Annotated in this window: 14 protein-coding genes and 1 riboswitch; of the genes, 9 read left to right on the plus strand and 5 right to left on the minus strand. The window is 62.8% G+C overall.

Features of this window, described 5'->3' with window-relative positions; genetic code table 11:
- The first annotated feature begins 26 nt into the window (after positions 1 to 26).
- Genes NKI46_RS27775 through NKI46_RS27785 form a run of 3 tightly spaced genes read left to right on the plus strand, consistent with a single transcriptional unit; the run spans position 27 to position 2,678 of the window.
- Positions 27 to 593 (plus strand): sigma-70 family RNA polymerase sigma factor, encoded by a 567-nt coding sequence (locus NKI46_RS27775; protein ID WP_023683483.1) that lies wholly within the window; start codon positions 27 to 29, stop codon positions 591 to 593.
- Between the two features lie 14 nt (positions 594 to 607).
- Positions 608 to 1,276 (plus strand): hypothetical protein, encoded by a 669-nt coding sequence (locus NKI46_RS27780; protein WP_023703636.1) that lies wholly within the window; start codon positions 608 to 610, stop codon positions 1,274 to 1,276.
- Positions 1,266 to 2,678, plus strand: coding sequence for a S8 family serine peptidase (locus tag NKI46_RS27785; protein WP_352749017.1), 1,413 nt, complete (start codon positions 1,266 to 1,268; stop codon positions 2,676 to 2,678). The genes NKI46_RS27780 and NKI46_RS27785 overlap by 11 nt, the downstream gene beginning before the upstream one ends.
- Positions 2,679 to 2,703: 25 nt before the next feature.
- On the opposite strand, the gene NKI46_RS27790 is transcribed toward NKI46_RS27785, so the two are convergent.
- Together NKI46_RS27790 and NKI46_RS27795 are read right to left on the minus strand one after the other, a co-directional pair.
- On the minus strand, positions 2,704 to 4,050 hold the full coding sequence (locus tag NKI46_RS27790) for an NAD(P)/FAD-dependent oxidoreductase (protein ID WP_352749020.1): 1,347 nt from the start codon (positions 4,048 to 4,050) through the stop codon (positions 2,704 to 2,706).
- Between the two features lie 166 nt (positions 4,051 to 4,216).
- Positions 4,217 to 5,239, minus strand: coding sequence for a substrate-binding domain-containing protein (locus tag NKI46_RS27795; protein WP_023684299.1), 1,023 nt, complete (start codon positions 5,237 to 5,239; stop codon positions 4,217 to 4,219).
- Between the two features lie 363 nt (positions 5,240 to 5,602).
- Here NKI46_RS27795 and NKI46_RS27800 point away from each other — a divergent pair, with 363 nt between their 5' ends.
- The 5 genes from NKI46_RS27800 to NKI46_RS27820 all read left to right on the plus strand — a co-directional run bounded on the left by NKI46_RS27800 (position 5,603) and on the right by NKI46_RS27820 (position 12,227).
- Positions 5,603 to 6,958 (plus strand): ABC transporter substrate-binding protein, encoded by a 1,356-nt coding sequence (locus NKI46_RS27800; RefSeq protein ID WP_023690253.1) that lies wholly within the window; start codon positions 5,603 to 5,605, stop codon positions 6,956 to 6,958.
- Positions 6,959 to 7,208: 250 nt separating this feature from the next.
- Complete coding sequence (locus NKI46_RS27805) at positions 7,209 to 8,222, plus strand: carbohydrate ABC transporter permease (protein WP_023668891.1); 1,014 nt, start codon at positions 7,209 to 7,211, stop codon at positions 8,220 to 8,222.
- Between the two features lies 1 nt (position 8,223).
- Positions 8,224 to 9,378, plus strand: a complete 1,155-nt coding sequence (locus NKI46_RS27810) for a carbohydrate ABC transporter permease (RefSeq protein WP_023715517.1) — start codon at positions 8,224 to 8,226, stop codon at positions 9,376 to 9,378.
- Positions 9,379 to 9,383: 5 nt separating this feature from the next.
- Complete coding sequence (gene bglA, locus NKI46_RS27815) at positions 9,384 to 11,048, plus strand: beta-galactosidase BglA (protein ID WP_031198273.1); 1,665 nt, start codon at positions 9,384 to 9,386, stop codon at positions 11,046 to 11,048.
- Between the two features lie 66 nt (positions 11,049 to 11,114).
- Positions 11,115 to 12,227, plus strand: coding sequence for an ABC transporter ATP-binding protein (locus tag NKI46_RS27820; protein WP_352511116.1), 1,113 nt, complete (start codon positions 11,115 to 11,117; stop codon positions 12,225 to 12,227).
- Between the two features lie 73 nt (positions 12,228 to 12,300).
- On the opposite strand, the gene NKI46_RS27825 is transcribed toward NKI46_RS27820, so the two are convergent.
- The 3 genes from NKI46_RS27825 to NKI46_RS27835 all read right to left on the minus strand — a co-directional run bounded on the left by NKI46_RS27825 (position 12,301) and on the right by NKI46_RS27835 (position 13,081).
- Complete coding sequence (locus NKI46_RS27825) at positions 12,301 to 12,534, minus strand: DUF680 domain-containing protein (protein ID WP_352749023.1); 234 nt, start codon at positions 12,532 to 12,534, stop codon at positions 12,301 to 12,303.
- 71 nt (positions 12,535 to 12,605) lie between these two features.
- On the minus strand, positions 12,606 to 12,809 hold the full coding sequence (locus NKI46_RS27830; protein ID WP_023668886.1) for a DUF680 domain-containing protein: 204 nt from the start codon (positions 12,807 to 12,809) through the stop codon (positions 12,606 to 12,608).
- 65 nt (positions 12,810 to 12,874) lie between these two features.
- On the minus strand, positions 12,875 to 13,081 hold the full coding sequence (locus tag NKI46_RS27835) for a DUF680 domain-containing protein (RefSeq protein ID WP_023668885.1): 207 nt from the start codon (positions 13,079 to 13,081) through the stop codon (positions 12,875 to 12,877).
- A 499-nt stretch (positions 13,082 to 13,580) separates the two neighbouring features.
- A riboswitch (cobalamin riboswitch) is annotated at positions 13,581 to 13,782 on the plus strand.
- Between the two features lie 117 nt (positions 13,783 to 13,899).
- On the opposite strand from NKI46_RS27835, the gene NKI46_RS27840 reads away from it, so the two are divergent.
- On the plus strand, positions 13,900 to 15,147 hold the full coding sequence (locus tag NKI46_RS27840) for an aromatic ring-hydroxylating oxygenase subunit alpha (RefSeq protein WP_352749026.1): 1,248 nt from the start codon (positions 13,900 to 13,902) through the stop codon (positions 15,145 to 15,147).
- Positions 15,148 to 15,173: the final 26 nt, after the last annotated feature.

The following is a 15,173-nucleotide window of genomic DNA, read 5'->3' on the forward strand; positions in this document are numbered from 1 at the left end:
ACAGGAGCCAGGCGGCTCGACCGGCCATGACGGCAGCGACCGAGACTGATCGCGCGCTTGTCGACCGGGTCGCGAAGGGCGACCGTGCCGCTGTTCGGCTGCTGTTCATGCGTCACCACGCGCGGGTCTACCGCTTCGTGGTGCGCCAGACGGGATCGGAAATGATGGCCGACGATATCGCAAACGAGGTCTTTCTCGAGCTGTGGCGCCAGGCGCCCGGTTTCGAAGGGCGCTCGGAAGTCTCGACATGGCTGCTCGGCATCGCCCGGTTCAAGGCGCTGTCGATGCTGCGCAAGAAAAAAGAAGACTGGATCGATGACGATGATGCGGCGCAGGTTCCCGATGGCGCCGACACGCCGGAAGTCGCCACCATGAAGGAAGACAAGGGCGCCGCCTTGCGGCGCTTCGTCGATGCCTTGCCGGAGGAACACCGCTCGGTGATCGACCTTGCCTATTACCATGGACAGTCGGTGACGGAGATCGGCGAGGTACTCGGCATCCCGGTCGCCACTGTCAAGACCCGAATGTTCTACGCCCGCAAGAAACTCGGCGAAGCCCTCAAGGCCGCCGGTTACGACAGGGGGTGGCCATGAGCAATCCTGAAGACATGAGCGCCGCTGAAAAAATGTCGCGCCGTGACGAAATGGAAACGCTGCTGCCGTTCTACCTGAACGGCTCGCTGGAAGGCTCGGACCTCGAAGCCGTCGAGGAATGGCTGGCGTCCGATCCGGCGGCGATGGCGGCGCTTGGCGAGGCTGAGGCGGAATTCTCCGGCGCCACCGCCGCCAACGAGGCGATCCGGCCACCGGCCGATGCGCTCAGCCGCTTTGCCAGGGCGCTCGACGCCGAAGCCGGACCGGTCCGCGCTCCCGCGGGCCGTTCCTGGCTGGCGCAGGCACTCGGCCGTTTCATGGCGGTGCCGGTCGGTGTCGCCTGGGCGGCAGCGGCGGTGCTGCTGGCGTTGGTCGTGGTGCAGTCCTACGTGCAGACCGGCGGCAAGAGCCATGATTTCGAGATTGCCGGCGCCGAGGATGATCTGGCCAAACTGCCGTTCGCGCTGGTCAAGTTCAAGCCGGATGCGAAGATGTCCGACATCGCTGTCTTCCTTGACCAGAACGCGCTGAAGATCGCCGGCGGGCCGGCCGCCTCGGGCGTCTTCCGCATTGCCATCCCGGTCAAGACCGGAGCAGACTACACCAGGCTCGTCGGCCTTATTGCCGCCCAGCCGTTCGCGGAGACTGTGATCGAGGGAAGGAAACCGGTTGATGGCAGCTAGGGCGGTCATTCGATTTGCGGCGATCCTGGTGGCGGCGACGACAATCGTCGCCGTGCCGGCGTCGGCGCAGACCAATGATCCCAATGCCGGCCGGGCCGACTGCACCGACGCGGCCGGAGCGGCGGCTGCCGACTGCCCGAAAGACGGCAATGAGGCCAACGTCGGCGGCGAACCAGGCGCAGTTACCCTTCCGGCCCTGATCGTCGACCTGTTTCCCAACCCACCGGCTCCCGAAGCGCCCGTGCCGACGCCACGGCCGTCAGCGCCGCCTGCCGACACGCAGGCCGGGCCACCCGCCGGCGGGGCGATCGTTTCGCCGACCGATCTTGTCGCGACCGCGCCGCGCCGTGCCATCGCCGGCGAGTTCGTGCCCGACGAGGTGCTGGTGACCGTCGACGGCGATGCCGGCGCCGTCCAGCAGATCGCCGCCTCCTTCGGCCTTGAAGTGCGCTCGCAGCGCCAGTCGCGGCTGCTCGGCACCACACTGGTGCGCTTCGGCATTCCCGACGGCCGCCCGGTCGGCGCCGTGCTGGCGCAGCTGGCCGCCGATGGCCGCACCCTGCGGCGCGAGCCAAACCATATCTATTCGCTGCAGCAGGCGGCCGGCATCGTCAACTATGCCTTCGAGCGCATTCAGCTCGACAACAAGCAAGCCAGTGGCGAAAACGTGCGCATCGCCGTCATCGACACCGGCATAGACGACACCAATCCGGCGCTGTCCGGCGTCATTGCCGACCAGTTCGACGCCATGCCCAACGTGCCGGTCGAAAAGCGTGACCACGGTACCTCGGTCGACGGGCTGATCGCCGGCGTCGGCGCGCTCGAAGGCATGGCGCCCGGCGCCAGGATCTATCACGCCCGCGCCTTCGAGGACGGCAGGTCGACCATGGATGTCATCCTGTCGGCGCTCGACTGGGCGGCGGACCAGAATGTCAGCATCATCAATATGAGTTTCGTCGGCCCCAAGAACGATCTGCTCGCCACCGCCTGCCGCAATGCGCGCGGGCTCGGCATCATCCAGGTCGCTGCTGCCGGCAACAACGGGCCGAAAGCGCCCTATGGCTACCCCGCCGCCTATGACGGCGTGATCGCGGTCACCGCCACCGACGCCAAGGACGGGCTGATGCAGCAGGCCAATCGCGGCGCTTATGTCTTCATCTCGGCGCCCGGCGTCGAGATGGTGGCGCCGAGCGGCGCCGGCTCTGACGTCGTCACCGGCACCTCGTTTGCCGCCGCGATCGTGTCCGGCGCTATCGCCAATTTGATCCACGCTTCACCCGAGCGCTCCGCCGACGACATCGAAAAGGCGCTGGCCGCCACCGCCAGGGATCTCGGTCCGAAGGGACGGGACAATGATTTCGGTTATGGGCTGCTGGATACGAAGGCGGCGGCGAACAAGTAAACCGGGCGAAATTCGCGCCACCAATTCAGAGCGCCGGGCCCAGCCGGACAGGGCTGCCATCATGGAAGCGTGACAGCCGGAAGCGGCTGAGGTCGTGCCCCGTCTGGTTTCCCTGGATCAGGTCGGCAACGACACGGCCTATGCCAGGCCCGATACCGAAGCCGTGACCACTCATTCCCGTCGCGACGAACAGACCGCCGACGGCCTCAACCCGATCCACGACGGGGACGACGTCGGGCATGGCGTCGATCATGCCGCCCCAGCCGGCTTTGAGGCGAATCGTCCCGAACTGCGGAAAAAGCTGTTTGAAATTGCGTTCTATCGACCGCAATTTGGCGGGTTCAGGCGCCGGGTTGAGCACCCGCATTCTCTCGAACGGGCTCTTCCAATCCGGCGCCCAATCGCGCGGCGTCGACCAGGCATCGGGGTAACCTGACGGCGCGAACGGAAAGTAGCGTGTCCCCAGCGGATTGTCCCTCAGCGCAGGAAGATATTTGGTGGCGTGCCGGAAGGCGTCAGGTCCCAGGTAATGCAGATGGCTGCCGCCCGCGGCGAGCGTATACCCGCCATCCTGCCGGCGCCTGAAAGCGATGTGTTCGTCAGTCGCCGCACCTGCATAGATTTCAGCCAAGGGGTCCGTTGCGGCTGCGGTTACCCTGACGCTGAGCTGGGGGATGGAGACGCCGTGTCTTCTCAGGAACAAGGATGACCAGGCACCTCCCGCGACCAGCACGCTGGAGGCCTCGATATACCCCGTCTCGGTCCACACGCCCTTGACCTTGCCGCCTGAGATTTCGAGGGTTCGCGCCGCACAATTCTCGACGATTTTGACGCCTTTTCGCGCGGCGAGCCGGGCAAGTGCGGGCACCGCCAGCCAAGGCTCCGCCCGCATGTCGGAGGGCGTCGTCATCGCGCCCTTGAATTTGCGCGACATGCCTTTGATGAGTGCCGCGGTTTCGTCTGCATCCAGGAGACGGGTGTCGAGCGCATGCGTCGCAGCGATCTTCATGAATGCTTCGAAGCCGGCCATGTCCTTGTCGGTCTTCGCCAGGTAGGTCACACCTGTCTGGGTCAGGCCGATGTCCTCGCCGCATTCCTCAGCCAGTTGCCGCCACAGGCGAATAGCCTCTATGACGATGGGCAACTCGTCGGCGTCGCGTCCCTGCTTTCGGATCCAGCCCCAATTGCGGGACGACTGTTCGGCCGCAATGCGTCCTTTTTCCAGCAGCGTCACCGGGATGTTCCGCTGTGCCAGGAAAAGCGCCGTCGTCACACCGATGATGCCGCCACCGACAATGACCACCTCCGACGTTTTCGGCGGTGGGCCAGGATGCCGGATTGGATCCGTTTCGGAGAACGGGAATATGGGCAAGTGGCGCACCCTGAGGACTGGTTGATGGCTCTGGCTTACTGGTTGCCACCCACTCGAAGCCAAATCAAGGACAGGTCCAGGCAGACCGTTGTCCCAACGAAGTCAATCTATCTGCGGGCAACATCCACATGGGTGAACTTGCCCAGCGGAGCAATTGGATTAATCCCTAAACCGGCGCGCCGGCGACCGAGCCTCTCACCACCAGGTCGACAGGCCAGACCTCGCCCCGCGCCCCTTCTTCCAAGCCGGAAATGCGCGCTGCCAGGCGTTCGGCGATGCGGGCGCCGGCGAGGCGGATCGACGAGCGCGTCGTCGACAGCGGCACGGAAAAATTCTCCGGCTTCAGCCATGGAAAGACGTCGTCATGGGCAATCAACGACAGGTCGCCGGGAATGGTCAGGCCAAGGTCGCGCACCGCGCGCACGACGCCGAGCGACATGATCAGGCTGGAGCAGGCGATCGCCGTCGGCCGCTCGCTCTGTTCGAGCAGGCGCCTGGCGGCGCGGTAGCCGTTCTCCTCGGTCATGGTGAGTGAACAGACATGGCGCTCGCCGAGCGTCAGGCCGCTCGCGGCCAGCGCCCTGCGCATGCCGCGCTCGCGGTGGATGGCGAAGGTCTCGCGGTCGTCGCCATTGATCAGCGCCAGCCGGCGGTGGCCGAGCTGAACCAGCAGCCGGGCGGCGTCGTGGAAGCCGCCCTCATTGTCGATGTCGGTGAAGGGGTAGTCGAAATCGAAGCCTTCGCTGCGGCCATGGACGATGAAGGGAATGCCGAGCGTGTTGACCAGCGCCACTCGCCGGTCGGCCGGGCGCGGCGAGGAGATGTAGACGGCGTCGACCTGGCGGTTGGCGACGATGCGGCGATAGGTGGTTTCCTGGTCGTCGGCATCGGCCGGCGACAGCACCAGGTCGAGCTCGTGCGAGCGGGCATAGTCGCCGAGGCCGGAGAGGAATTCGACGAAATGCGGGTCGATGTCGACGGAGGCGCCCGTCGGCAGCACATACCCGATCATGCCCGTCTTGCCGGTCGCCAGCCGGCGCGCGCTCGGGTTGGGCCGGTAGCCGTGGCGCTTGGCGGCATCCACCACACGCCGGCGGGTTTCCTCGTTGACCTCGGGATAGCCGTTGAGCGCACGGCTTACCGTTGTCTGCGACAGGGCCAGCATATGAGAGAGCTGCTTCAGGTTCACTGGGAGGCCTCCAACCCTCAAAGCGCTTTTAATTTTGAAGCCACGCGGCGCCACAATGGGCGCGGCCGAGCTGGTCGACCATACGCACTGGTCCGGCCAGTTTGAAGCTTAATACGGTGCTGCACCGCCGTAAAACTGCGCTGCAGTGCACTTTACCAAGTCTTGCGGCCGCAATTAAATCGATTAGCCCACCGCCCTCTTGACTTCCAGCTGATTCAATGGCGAGATCAAAAAGACCAAAGCGCTTTGGAAGACTCTTCGAAAGGTTGCGGTTCCTTTCTGAACGAGTCACAGTCCTGCAGCGTCGGCGGGCGGAATGGAGGTTCCGCCCGGGTGTATGTGTCCACACTGGGAGGAATACCGATGAAGAAGATGCTTCTGCTTGGCGCAGCGTTTGCCACACTCGCCTTGTCCCTGCCGGCGCAAGCCGAACTGAAGTTCAAGCCCGGGGAAGACAAGCGCTTCAACTGGGCCAATTACGAAGAGCTGAAGAAGGTCGATCTCAAGGGCGAGACGCTGACCATCTTCGGGCCCTGGCGCGGCGAGGACGAAGGCCTCATCCGCACTGTTCTCGAATATTTTCAGGAAGCCACCGGCGCCGAGATCAAATACTCCTCGTCGGAAAATTACGAACAGCAGATCGTCATCGATACCCAGGCCGGCAGCCCGCCCAATATCGCCGTACTGCCGCAGCCGGGCCTGATCCAGGATCTTGCGTCCAAGGGCCTTTTGACGCCGCTGGGCGACGACACCGCCAAATGGATCAAGGACAATTACGGCGCCGGCCAGTCATGGGTCGATCTCGGCACCTTCAAGGACAAGGACGGCAAGCCGGGCTTCTTCGCCTTCCCCTACAAGGCCGACGTGAAATCGCTGGTCTGGTATTCGCCCGACAATTTCGAGGAAGCCGGCTACAAGGTTCCCAAGACCCAGGAAGAGCTCGCCGACCTCGAGAAGAAGATCATCGCCGACGGCGGCACGCCGTGGTGCATCGGCCTCGGCTCAGGCGGCGCTACCGGCTGGCCGGCGACCGACTGGGTCGAAGACATCATGCTGCGCACCCAGACGCCCGACGTGTATGACAAGTGGGTAAAGAACGAGATCCCGTTCAACGATCCGGCGGTGGTCAACGCCATCGACATTTTCGGCAAGATCGCGACCGACGACAAGATGGTCGACGGTGGGGCCAAGGCGGTTGCCGCGACCGACTTCCGCGACAGCCCGAAGGGCCTCTTCTCGGTGCCGCCGAAATGCTACCTGCACCATCAGGCATCGTTCATCCCGACCTTCTTCCCGGAAGGCACAAAGGTTGGACAGGACGCCGACTTCTTCTACTTCCCGCCCTATGCATCCAAGCCCGAGCTGGGCACGCCTGTGCTCGGCGCCGGCACGCTGGCCATGATCACCAAGGATTCGAAGGGTGCACGCGCGTTCATCGAATTTCTGAAAATGCCGCTGGCACATGAAATCTGGATGGCCCAGGGCGGCTTCGTCACGCCGCTCAAGTCGGTCAACAAGGATGCCTATGCCAGCGACGCGCTGAAGAAGCAGGGCGATATCCTTGCCAATGCCTCGACCTTCCGCTTCGACGGTTCGGACCTGATGCCGGGCAAGATCGGCGCCGGCGCCTTCTGGACCGGCATGATCGATCTGGTCGGCGGCAAGTCGGCGCAGGATGTCGCCACCGACATCCAGAAGAGCTGGGACGCTATCAAGTAGTCAGCTGGCAAGCAGTCAGCTGGCAAGCAGTCAGCTGGCAAGTAACCACTGCCAAGTAATCAGCCGCTTTGGCGGCAAATTCAGGACTTCCTCCACAGACTGGATCCGGGCCGCTATGGCCCGGATCCGACCGGCGCCTTACGCCGGACCGATTTGCGTTCGTTCGTTTCAGAATAACTTAAATCGGCGCAGAGCCACATCGCCAGGGCTGTTCAAGGCCCGGCCGATCATGCGCAGGGAAGAGGGACCCATGGCTGCTCAGATCTTATCGGCCATTTTTGTCATCATCATCGGCGTCGGCGGCTGCGTCGCCTATTTCTGGGGCGCCAACAAGCTGGTCGACCTGATATTCCCGTCGCGCGGCGTGGCCGGGGCTGCGGCCATCGACAATCTGCGCCGGCAAGGACTGGTCCGTCCGTGGCTGTTCGTCGGCCCGGCGATGATCATCCTCACCGTCTACCTGATCTATCCGGTGGTGGCGACGCTCTGGCTGTCCTTCCTCGACCGCGGCGGCCAGCATTTTGTCGGCTTCGCCAACTATGAATGGGCGTTCGGCGACCGCGAGTTCCGCAACTCGATCCTGAATAACATCATCTGGCTGGCGGTGGTGCCCGCCGCCTGCACCTTTCTAGGGTTGATAATCGCCGTGCTCACTGACAAGATCTGGTGGGGCACGATCGCCAAGAGCCTGATTTTCCTGCCGCTGGCGATCTCCTTCGTCGGCGCCAGCGTGATCTGGAAATTCATCTACGAATATCGCGGCGAGGGCCAGACGCAGATCGGCCTGCTCAACGCCATCATCCAGTATTTCGGCGGCCAGCCGCAGGTCTGGATATCGCTGCCGTTCTGGAACAATTTCTTCCTGATGATCATCCTGATCTGGATCCAGACCGGCTTTGCCATGGTCATCCTGTCTTCGGCATTGCGCGGCATCCCCGAAGAGACGCTTGAAGCCGCGGTCATCGACGGCGCCAATCCGTTCCAGATCTTCTGGAAGATCATGGTGCCGCAGATCTGGGGCACCATCGCCGTGGTCTGGACGACGATCACCATCCTGGTGCTGAAAGTGTTTGACATCGTGCTGACCATGACCAATGGCCAATGGAACAGCCAGGTGCTGGCCAATCTGATGTTCGACTGGATGTTCCGCGGCGGCGGCGATTTCGGCCGCGGCGCCACCATCGCCATCATCATCATGATCGCGGTCATCCCGATCATGGTCTGGAACATCCGCCAGGCGAACAAAGAGACGGGAGGACATTGAGATGGCCGTCGCGACCGGAAAGTCCTTTGCCAGCCGCTTCGGCGTCCACATCGCCGTGCTCGTCTTCGTCGCCATCTGGACCGTGCCGACGCTCGGCATCCTGGTCTCGTCGCTGCGCGACAAGGACCAGATCATCGCCTCGGGCTGGTGGAACTCGTTCTCCAGCTCCAGCCAGACCGAAGCCGGCCGCCTGCCGCCGGCCTCGGCGCAGGTCGAGAAGGACGGCAAGTTCGTGCTTGCCGGCAATATCTTCGGCGACGGTGCTGCGCGCAACATCAGCGCCTTCGGCGTGAAGTCGGCGGCACCGACGCAATATCCGGCCGGCACCACTGCCGATCTCGGCGACGGCGTGACCTTGCAGCTCAATGCCGACGGAACGTTCGTCATGAGTTCGCCCAAGGCTTTCGAAGGCGACCGTGGCCAGCGCGTCTATTACGCCTCGTCGGCGCCACCGAAATTCACCACCGACAATTACAAGACCGTGCTGTTTTCGGAGGGCATCGGCCGCTCGTTCATAAACTCGCTGACCGTCACCATCCCGGCGACGGTCATCCCGATCCTGATCGCCGCCTTCGCCGCCTATGCATTGGCGTGGATGCGTTTTCCCGGCCGCGCCTTGCTGATCGCCACAATCATCGGCCTGCTGGTCGTGCCGCTGCAGATGTCCTTGATCCCGCTTTTGAAGATCTACAACGGCGTCGGCATCTTCTTCGGTGTGCCGTCGAAAACCTATCTCGGCATCTGGCTGGCGCATACCGGCTTCGGCCTGCCCTTCGCCATCTATCTCCTGCGCAGCTATATTGCCGGCCTGCCGCGCGAGATCATGGAATCGGCGCGCATAGATGGCGCCAGCGATTTCGAAATCTTCGTCAAGATCGTGCTGCCGCTGTCCTTCCCGGTGCTGGCGTCCTTTGCAATCTTCCAGTTCCTGTGGGTGTGGAACGATTTGTTGGTGGCAATGGTTTTCCTCGGTACCGAAGGGGACCAGATCGTGCTGACCGCGAAGCTCAACGCGCTGCTCGGCTCGCGCGGCGGCGACTGGGAAATCCTGACGACATCGGCCTTCGTCACCATTATCGTGCCGCTGATCGTGTTCTTCTCGCTGCAGCGCTATTTCGTCCGCGGGCTGCTGGCCGGCTCGGTCAAAGGAGGTTGAGACTTATGCAAGCCGCTTTGAAGGCGACCTCGAAGCCCGATCTCGCCGTCGATCGCGACTGGTGGCGGGGCGCGGTGATCTACCAGATCTATCCGCGCTCCTATCAGGACTCCAATGGCGACGGCATCGGCGACCTCAAGGGCATCATCCGCAGGCTGCCCTACATCGCCTCGCTCGGCGTCGACGCCATCTGGATTTCGCCCTTCTTCAAGTCGCCGATGAAGGATTTCGGCTACGACGTCTCGGACTATTGCGACGTCGACCCGATGTTCGGGACGCTCGCCGATTTCGACGCGCTGGTTGCGGAAGCCCATCACCTCGGCCTCAAGGTGATGATCGACGAGGTGCTGTCGCACACCGCCGACAACCATCCATGGTTCAAGGAGAGCCGCGCCAGCCGTAGCAATCCCAAGGCCGACTGGTATGTCTGGGCCGACGCCAGACCGGACGGCACGCCGCCCAACAACTGGCTGTCGATCTTCGGCGGCTCGGCCTGGCAGTGGGACACCAGCCGCCAGCAATATTATCTGCATAATTTCCTGTCCGAGCAGCCGGACCTCAACTTCCACAATCTGGAAGTCCAGGACGCGCTGCTCGACGTCACCCGCTTCTGGCTGGAGCGCGGCGTCGACGGCTTCCGCCTCGACACCATCAATTTCTACTTCCACAGCCAGGGGCTGGAGAACAATCCGCCGCTGCCGCCCGAAGAGCGCAACGACCAGACAGCACCTGCGGTCAATCCCTACAACTACCAGGACCATATCTACGACAAGAGCCGGCCGGAAAACCTTGCCTTCCTCGAACGGTTCCGGGCGCTGCTCGACGAATATCCGGCGGCCGCCGCGGTCGGCGAAGTCGGCGATTCGCAGCGTGGGCTGGAAGTGGTCGCCGCCTACACCGCCGGCGGCAAACGCGTCCACATGTGCTATTCCTTCGATTTCCTGGCGCCGGAAAAGATCAGCGCCGCCAAGGTGCGCCAGGTGCTGGAAGCCTTCGGCAAGGTCGCCAGCGACGGCTGGTCGTGCTGGGCCTTTTCCAACCACGACGTGATGCGTCCGGCCTCGCGCTGGGCCGCCGACGAGGCCGACCCGGCCGCCTATCTGAAGGTTATCTCGGCGCTGCTGATGTCGCTGCGCGGTTCGGTCTGCCTCTATCAGGGAGAGGAGCTTGGGCTGGGCGAAGCCGAGTTGCAGTTCGAGGATCTGCAGGACCCCTACGGCATTCGCTTCTGGCCCGAATTCAAGGGCCGCGACGGCTGCCGCACGCCGATGGTGTGGGATGCAACCGCCAGCAATGCCGGCTTTTCGACGGCCAAGCCCTGGCTGCCGGTGCCGGGCAAGCACTTGTCGCAAGCGGTCAATGTTCAGCAGGGCGACGCGGCCTCGCTGCTCGAGCACTACCGGCGCTTTCTCGGTTTCCGCCGCCAGCATCCGGCCCTGGCCAAAGGCGACATCGAGTTCATCGAAAGCGAGGGCGACACCGTCGCCTTCACCCGCCGTGAGGGCAATGAGCAGATCGTCTGCGTCTTCAATCTGGCCAGCAAGCCGGCGGAGGTCGATCTCGGTGGTCAGGCGCTGCTGCCATTGGCCGGGCACGGTTTTTCGGGACAATCCGGCACAGGTTCCATCCGCCTCGGCGGCTACGGCGCCTGGTTCGGGCGCATCGACTGAGTTTTTGACGAAACTGGATTTTTTGAGGAAATCCAGGTTCTCTAGGGAAATCACTGGGAGGAAATTATGGCCGATGTCACGCTGAGACAGGTGAAGAAATCATACGGCAATCTGCACATTCTCCACGGCATCGACCTCGACATAAAGTCGGGCGAGTTCATCGTCTTCGTCGGCCCGTCGGGTTGCGGCAAGTCGACCTTGCTGCGGTCCATCGCCGGGCTTGAGGAGATCACCTCCGGCGAGCTGAAGATCGCCGGCGAGGTGGTGAACGACGTGCCGCCGTCCAAGCGCGGCATCGCCATGGTGTTCCAGTCCTATGCGCTCTATCCGCACATGACCGTCTACGACAACATGGCCTTCTCGATGAAGATCGGCAAGGAAAGTAAGGCCGAGATCGACAAGCGGGTGCGGCAGGCCGCCGAAATCCTGCAGCTGACCAAATATCTCGACCGCCTGCCCAAGGCGATGTCGGGCGGCCAGCGCCAGCGTGTCGCCATCGGCCGCGCCATCGTGCGCAACCCGAAAGTGTTCCTGTTCGATGAGCCGCTGTCGAACCTCGACGCGGCGCTGCGCGTCGCGACCCGCATCGAGATCGCCAAGCTGAAGGAATCGATGCCTGCCACGACCATGATCTACGTCACCCACGATCAGGTCGAAGCGATGACGCTCGCCGACCGCATCGTCGTGCTGAAGGATGGCCATATCGAGCAGGTCGGCACGCCGATGGACCTCTACAAGAAGCCCGGCAATCTGTTCGTTGCCCAGTTCATCGGCTCGCCGGCCATGAACATCCTGCCGGCGACGATCGACAGGACGGGCAACCCGACAATCGTCAGCCATGTCGGCGGCCGCAAGGCAACGGTGCCGATCGCAACGCCGGCGTCAGCCAAGGGTGCGGCAGTCAGCTTCGGCGTGCGGCCGGAGGATCTGTCGGTCGCCACCGGCACGGAATATCTTTTCGAGGGCGTGGTGGACTATGTCGAGCAGCTCGGCGAGGTGCAGCTGGTCTATATCGATATCGGTCGCGCCGACCTGCCGTTGGTGACCAAGCTGCCCGGCAATGTCGAGGTCAAGCGCGGGGCAAAGCTGCGGCTGACCGCGGATGCCGGGGACCTGCACATCTTCGACGCCGATGGGCACTCCTTCTCGCTCAAGCCGGTGGAAGTGAAGGCGGCTTGAGATAGCTGCGTTGTACAGGCATGAAAAAAGAGCGGCGGGCTAGGCCCGCCGCTCTTTTTTTAAGCTTCGGCTGTTAGTTGTTGCCGAACCGATCCCTGTCGCTGCTCTGAGGAACGAACTTCTGTTGGTCGTCCGACGAGTTCAGCAGCTTGTAGACCGCCGAGTTGGTGCCGGTCGACGAAGTGCGGGTGGTGTCGACGGCAGCGGCCGGCTGGTTGGCGCCATTGGAGCCATAATTGTCGCTGCCGGCAAAGGCAGCGCTCGAAACAGCCAGAACGGCTGCGGTGGCAAGAACGATCTTCCTCATTTTAGTCTCCTGAATTTTTCTGATGCCGCCAGCTGCAGCGGATAAGCCCGCCACGTGCTGGAAACCGGCTTTTAGCGGCCGAAAAGGTTACGGTCGGCACCGTGGGCAGGCGCCTGCTCGGCTGGAGCCGACTTCTCAACCGAAGCCGTATGGCCACTATCGGTCGACGTAATCGCAGGCTGGTTGGCGCCGTTCGAACCGTAGTTGTCGCTGCCGGCGAAAGCGCTGCCGGAGATGGCCAAAACGGCGGCGGCAGCAAGGATGATCTTTTTCATTTCAATACTCCTGAATTTTTTGGGATCCCGAGAGCGACGGGTTAGCCGCCCTTCTTTGGTCGGGATCAGCGATTGCCGTAGAGGTCGCGGTCGGCGCCCTGAACGACAGGCTGCTTGTCAGCGTGCGCCGGCTTCTGAATGGAAGCCGTATACGAGCTGTCGACCGAGACGGCTGGCTGGTTCGCACCATTGGAACCGTAATTGTCGCTACCGGCGAAGGCGCTGCCGGTGATCGCCAAAACGGCTGCGGCAGTGAGGATGATCTTTTTCATTTTTAGTACTCCAGTTTGTCTGTCCGTCTAGCGGCGTGTCTTGGGAGCAATTCGCGTCGTTCGGACAGCCCCGATGTGGGAAAGCCATAGGCTGGTTTCCAATCACGAAGTTGTTCCGTGTGGACCACGGTCCTGCACCTTGAAATTGTGCCAGGAAGTTCCTCTATGGTCATTTATCGCATTGTTTTCAGTTGCTTATGTCGAACCGAGTGGTTCGCTCCGGTGTCGGTTTCCGGGCCGTCGTTCACACGGTCCTGCACGCATTGTCAACAGAAACGAACCGTTCGGTTCGATTAGAGATTGCTAATAGTAACTTTTCGATACCGTTGAGCCCTTTTTGCCCCCGATCGGAACTGGATCCGCAGCGATTCGAAACGGCGATGATAGCGCCGCAAGACAGGATCTCAGCCCTTCGGTGGTCGGCGGGGCGTATGCCGCGCGTGTCGCGCCGCATGGATACGATGTCGCTTTCATGCCGACGTCGCGATCGCTGCCGTGATTAGATGATCGCATCTCAGGTGCCGCTTCGTGACGACGCAGCGGAGAATTGGGAAGCCGGTCAGAATCCGGCGCTGCCCCCGCAACGGTGGTGGAGTTGAAGTCGCAACGGGAGACCACTGGGCAAGAGCCTGGGAAGGTGTCGCGATGGTCCGCAAGGACAACTCCAGAGCCCGGAAACCAGCCCGAGATGCATAGACTCGACTGATCGCGGTGGGCGGTCAAGAGGTGGATAGTGCATGTCCGGCGCCGCGCCGGCCTGCGTCCGATCCTTCCTCCATCACCACCAAGTTCAGTCCTTAAACCACGAGGACAGAACTATGGATACGCGCAACGACATGCTGAGGCTCCTGAACGGCCGCAAGCAAGGCTTTTCGCTGGAACAGCCCTTCTACACCGACCCGGACTATTTCAAGCTCGACATGGAGCTTATCTGGTATCGCGACTGGCTGTTCATCGGCCATGATTGCGAACTGCCGAAGCCCGGCAGCTATATCACCGTGCAGATCGGCGATTATCCGGTGGTGCTGGTCCGCGACCAGAAGGGCAACATCAACGCCTTTCACAATTCCTGCCGCCATCGCGGCAGCCGTGTCTGCAACACTGAGAAGGGCATGGCGGCAAAGCTTGTCTGCCCCTATCACCAGTGGACCTACGAGCTTGACGGCCGGCTGCTGTTTGCCCGCCAGATGGCCGACGGTTTCGACAAGAGCCAGTTCGGCCTGAAGCCCGTCGCCTGCGAGAGCGTCGGCGGCTACATCTTCATCTGCCTGGCAAAAGAACCTGCCGACTTTGCCCCGATGCGCGCCATGATAGAGCCCTACCTCAAGCCGCACCGGCTGAATCAAGCCAAGGTCGCCTTCGAGAGCACCATCATCGAGAAGGGCAACTGGAAGCTGGTCTGGGAAAACAACCGCGAATGCTATCACTGCGCCGGCAATCATCCAGAGCTGTGCAAGACATTCCCCGAAGCGCCGACGGTGACCGGCGTGCAGGGCGCCGACAGCGATCCGGAGATGCTGGCGCACTGGGCGAAATGCGAGGCGGCGGGCCTGCCGAGCAAGTTCCGCATCGATCCGGCCGGGCAATACCGCGCCACCCGCGCGCCGCTGCTGCGCGATGCCGTCAGCTACACGATGTCCGGAAAGCGCGCGGTGACGAAGAACCTGTCCGACACTGTTGCCGCCGACCGCATCGGCACCTTGATGCACTACCACTATCCGACGACTTGGAACCACATACTGATCGACCATGCGGTCACCTTCCGGGTGCTGCCGATCAGCGCCACCGAAACCGCGGTGACGACCAAGTGGCTGGTGCACAAGGATGCGGTCGAGGGGGTCGACTACAACCTTGAGGAGCTCACCCATGTCTGGACCGAGACCAACGACCAGGACCGCCGCATCGTCGAGGAAAACGCCTTTGGCATCCTGTCTCGGGCCTATGAGCCCGGCCCCTATTCGGAGCTGCACGAGGGCGGCGTGATCCAGTTCGTCGAATGGTACGCGGCCTTCATCGGCCCGCGCCTTGCCGAAGGCGGCCGGCCGGCGCTGCGCAGCGTCGCGTGAGCTGGAGCAGGCGAAGAGGGACCAGA

It is taken from the genome of Mesorhizobium sp. M0615 (genome assembly GCF_040320805.1).
GTDB lineage: Bacteria > Pseudomonadota > Alphaproteobacteria > Rhizobiales > Rhizobiaceae > Mesorhizobium.

Coding starts and splice junctions, on each gene's coding strand:
- NKI46_RS27775 (WP_023683483.1), top strand. CDS start 27: ATGACGGCAGCGACCGAGACTGATCGCGCGCTTGTCGACCGGGTCGCG.
- NKI46_RS27780 (WP_023703636.1), top strand. CDS start 608: ATGAGCGCCGCTGAAAAAATGTCGCGCCGTGACGAAATGGAAACGCTG.
- NKI46_RS27785 (WP_352749017.1), top strand. CDS start 1,266: ATGGCAGCTAGGGCGGTCATTCGATTTGCGGCGATCCTGGTGGCGGCG.
- NKI46_RS27800 (WP_023690253.1), top strand. CDS start 5,603: ATGAAGAAGATGCTTCTGCTTGGCGCAGCGTTTGCCACACTCGCCTTG.
- NKI46_RS27805 (WP_023668891.1), top strand. CDS start 7,209: ATGGCTGCTCAGATCTTATCGGCCATTTTTGTCATCATCATCGGCGTC.
- NKI46_RS27810 (WP_023715517.1), top strand. CDS start 8,224: ATGGCCGTCGCGACCGGAAAGTCCTTTGCCAGCCGCTTCGGCGTCCAC.
- bglA (WP_031198273.1), top strand. CDS start 9,384: ATGCAAGCCGCTTTGAAGGCGACCTCGAAGCCCGATCTCGCCGTCGAT.
- NKI46_RS27820 (WP_352511116.1), top strand. CDS start 11,115: ATGGCCGATGTCACGCTGAGACAGGTGAAGAAATCATACGGCAATCTG.
- NKI46_RS27825 (WP_352749023.1), bottom strand. CDS start 12,534: ATGAGGAAGATCGTTCTTGCCACCGCAGCCGTTCTGGCTGTTTCGAGC.
- NKI46_RS27830 (WP_023668886.1), bottom strand. CDS start 12,809: ATGAAAAAGATCATCCTTGCTGCCGCCGCCGTTTTGGCCATCTCCGGC.
- NKI46_RS27835 (WP_023668885.1), bottom strand. CDS start 13,081: ATGAAAAAGATCATCCTCACTGCCGCAGCCGTTTTGGCGATCACCGGC.
- NKI46_RS27840 (WP_352749026.1), top strand. CDS start 13,900: ATGGATACGCGCAACGACATGCTGAGGCTCCTGAACGGCCGCAAGCAA.